Below are 2,454 nucleotides of genomic sequence, written 5' to 3'. Positions count from 1 at the left end.
ACAACCGTCGCGACCGGTCCGGGGTCGTGGCCGACCACCACCAGGACCCGCTCCAGCCCAGCGGCCAGCAGGGACCGCACCGCCCGCTCGACCAGGCTCAGCCCCCCCAGCCGGAGCAGCGCCTTGGAGCCACCCCCGGTGACCGATTCCAGCCGCTCGGACTGGCCCGCGGCCAGCACCACCCCCACCCGCGGCTGCCGCGACCGCGCCGGATCGGGCTGGACCACCTCCGCCCGACTGGGGAACGAGGTGAGCGGATCAGCAGGGAGCTCCGGTGCCTCAGCCATGCGCCAACTCCCTTGTGGCAACAGGATGAACGCCGAGGGAACAGTGCAAGGATCACCGTTGAACCCCGCCCAGGCAAGACAGGCCCGAAACGGGCAACCAGCCGCGGGCGCCGCTTCTCAAGCCGAGACCAGGCTGACGCTATGGAGGTCGGACCTTCATCCTGCTCAACGGAGCCGGACGCTCCAGGTGAGGACGAGCTCGGCGTCCGCTGGGCCACCGTCGAGCAGGCCCGGCTGGCCGTGTTCTTCTGGATCGCGTGCTACAGCCACCGCCGGCACGGCTCAGCGCTGCTGGTCGTCGGGGGTGGCGGCCGGCCCGTCCGCCCCACCGTCGTTCTCGTCGGCCGCAGCCTGGGCGGCCTCCAGCGCCGCCTCGGCGTGCTCGGCCCGAGCCTCGGCCGCCCGGGAGCGAGCTCGCTCGGCCGCGATCATCGCGGTCCGGTCCCGCTGGGCATCCTGCACCACCTCACGGGCCACGTCGGCCACAGTGCGCTGCGACGCCCCCGCACGGACACGCAGCCGCTCGCTGGCCGCGGCCGGGTCCAGCCCCTCGGTGGCCACCAGCGCCCCCTTGGCCTGCTCCACCCAGACCCGAGCGGTCAACGCCTGGGTCAGCTCGGCCACCTCGGCGTCCCGGGCCTCCAGCGCCATGCTGGCTGCCACCAGCTCGGCGACCACCCCGGCGTAGGCACACAGCGCAGCCACATCAATTCCCGACCAGGGACACCACTCGGTGGCATACACCGACAGCGCCCCCACCGGCCGGCCGGCAACCACCACCGGCACCGCCAGCACCCCGTGCAGCCCTCGTGGGGTCACCACCGCGGCCAGCCGGGCAAAGCGCCGCTCGGTGGCCAGGTCGACGACCGTCACGGCCACCGCGTCGTCATAGGCGGCCAGGCCGGGTCCCTCCCCAAGCTCACGCTGGGTGTCCTCCAGCAGCCTGGCGGCGCCGTCGGTGACCACCACCCAGCGCAGCGAGCCGTCCTCATGCTCCAAGGCCAGGCTCGCCCCGTCCACTTGGAACACTCCCAGGGTGGCGTCGATGACCCGCTGCAGGGTCGCGAACAGGTCCCCTGGATGCGGCACGGCCCGGGGCAGCCCAGGCAGACTGTCGAAGGCATCCCGGTCAACCGGCGGGTCATAGCCCTCAGTCATCGATGGTTCACCGCTCACTCCACGCTGCATCGTTCGCCTGTCACCCGCCACTGCGGCCGAGCGAGCATACGCGCCGCCGACAGCTGCCCTGGGCGCTGAATCTTTCGGCGTCCTCCATGCCTGCACGGCCACAGCTGCACGGTAGTTCGAGTTCGGGCGGCGGTGACCGATGGTGCGGCTACCGACGGAGCACCGTGCAGGTCAGGGTGCGGGTGACGCCGTCCACGACGTGGATGCGGGCGGCCACCAGCCGGCCCAGCTGATCCAGACCGGGCGCCTGGATCCTAGCGATCACGTCGTAGGGGCCGGTGATGTCCTCGGCCAACTCCACACCATCGAGATCATTGAGCGCTTGGGCGACGTGCGCGACCTTGCCGACCTCGGTCAGGATGAGCACGTACGCGCTCAGCATCCGCGTTGATCTCCTCGGCGTTAGATGCCGCCATCCTGCCCTGACAGGTGGGTGCCTGATGGGTGGCGGGGGTGCAAGCTCCACAAGGCGGGTCAGCCGGCCGCCACCAGACCGGAGGACCTGTGCCGGATCGTAGGCGCTGGAGGGAGGTGGTGGCCAGCCAGTCGATCGGCACTGCCAGCCGGCCGCGGCGCGAGGCACAGCCGCTTGGCATACTCACGTTGGCAGCAGTCGTTCTGGGCGAGAAGGTCCTGATGGACCTGACGAGGGTGGTGGGCCATGTCGGAGTGGCGGGAGCTGACCTGGGACGACGCCATGCAACGAGGTTATGAGGCGCTATCCCATGGCGAGGCACTCTACGACGAGATCGATGCTGAGCAGGGCCGGTCCAACATCGACATCGAGAAGCACCTGCGGCGCGCTGAACTGAAGGTCGCCCAAGCCAACGCCTGGCTTGCCATGGCCCGGGAGCTGGCCTGGCAACGGGACGACTACGGCGGTCGGGCGGCTCGCTGAGCACCACAGCTGCGGCCAGGAGGAGGAGGACCAGGCAGTCATGCCCAAGCCGGTATTCCTCGAGCCGCAGGCCAAGGCCGT

At 70.7% G+C, this 2,454-nt stretch carries 4 protein-coding genes; 1 reads left to right on the top strand and 3 read right to left on the bottom strand.

From position 1 onward, the window contains the following. The 3 genes from VF468_07315 to VF468_07305 form a co-directional block, all read right to left on the bottom strand. Positions 1-287 (bottom strand): NTP transferase domain-containing protein (locus VF468_07315; protein ID HEX5878115.1); only part of this gene is annotated, 287 nt, incomplete at its 3' end. A 282-nt stretch (positions 288-569) separates the two neighbouring features. Next, complete coding sequence (locus VF468_07310; protein ID HEX5878114.1) at positions 570-1,445, bottom strand: GAF and ANTAR domain-containing protein; 876 nt, start codon at positions 1,443-1,445, stop codon at positions 570-572. 178 nt (positions 1,446-1,623) lie between these two features. Further along, the gene (locus tag VF468_07305; GenBank protein ID HEX5878113.1) at positions 1,624-1,857 is read right to left on the bottom strand and encodes an Lrp/AsnC ligand binding domain-containing protein; all 234 of its coding nucleotides are present in this window, start codon (positions 1,855-1,857) and stop codon (positions 1,624-1,626) included. Between the two features lie 279 nt (positions 1,858-2,136). Between VF468_07305 and VF468_07300 the strand changes: the two genes are divergently transcribed. Further along, positions 2,137-2,373 carry a hypothetical protein gene (locus tag VF468_07300; GenBank protein ID HEX5878112.1) on the top strand — a complete coding sequence of 79 codons (237 nt, stop codon included), beginning with the start codon at positions 2,137-2,139 and terminating at the stop codon, positions 2,371-2,373. Positions 2,374-2,454: the final 81 nt, after the last annotated feature.

The organism is Actinomycetota bacterium, from assembly GCA_036280995.1.
Taxonomy (GTDB): domain Bacteria; phylum Actinomycetota; class CALGFH01; order CALGFH01; family CALGFH01; genus CALGFH01.
Note: the sequence above shows the minus strand (reverse complement) of the source record. Positions and strands in the feature narration are given on the sequence as shown.

Bases quoted from the DNA above. Each gene is read 5' to 3' on its own strand.
- VF468_07310 (HEX5878114.1), bottom strand. From the start codon at position 1,445: ATGACTGAGGGCTATGACCCGCCGGTTGACCGGGATGCCTTCGACAGT.
- VF468_07305 (HEX5878113.1), bottom strand. From the start codon at position 1,857: ATGCTGAGCGCGTACGTGCTCATCCTGACCGAGGTCGGCAAGGTCGCG.
- VF468_07300 (HEX5878112.1), top strand. From the start codon at position 2,137: ATGTCGGAGTGGCGGGAGCTGACCTGGGACGACGCCATGCAACGAGGT.